This is a genomic window from Pseudomonas pseudonitroreducens (assembly GCF_021603645.1).
GTDB classification, from domain to species: domain Bacteria; phylum Pseudomonadota; class Gammaproteobacteria; order Pseudomonadales; family Pseudomonadaceae; genus Pseudomonas; species Pseudomonas pseudonitroreducens.
This window is the reverse complement of record NZ_BQHJ01000086.1, coordinates 1-254: the sequence shown is the minus strand read 5'-3', so window position 1 is coordinate 254 and position 254 is coordinate 1. Positions and strand designations below refer to the sequence as shown.

Annotated in this window: 1 pseudogene; it reads right to left on the bottom strand. The window is 66.5% G+C overall.

What is annotated here, in order from left to right:
* A pseudogene (locus L6D89_RS32575) lies at nt 1-254 on the bottom strand (type VI secretion system tip protein VgrG); the annotation flags it as partial.

The following is a 254-nucleotide window of genomic DNA, read 5'->3' as shown; positions in this document are numbered from 1 at the left end:
CGGGTCAGGTCGGCCTGGCCGTCGAGGTTGGCGCCGGCGTCGCGTGAGTAGTAGGCGCGGGAGCTGACCAGTTGCTGCACGACCTGGTGGCTGGCCTGCAGCTCCCAGACGGCATCCTGGCCGCTGCTTTCCAGGCCGCTCAGCGGGCGCAGCGGCAAGCTCAGGTCCCGTTGGTAGTGCATGGGCGAGTCGTGGAATTCGACTACATCGATCTTCAGGCGCGCATCCATGCTGAAGCTGAACCAGATGCCGCG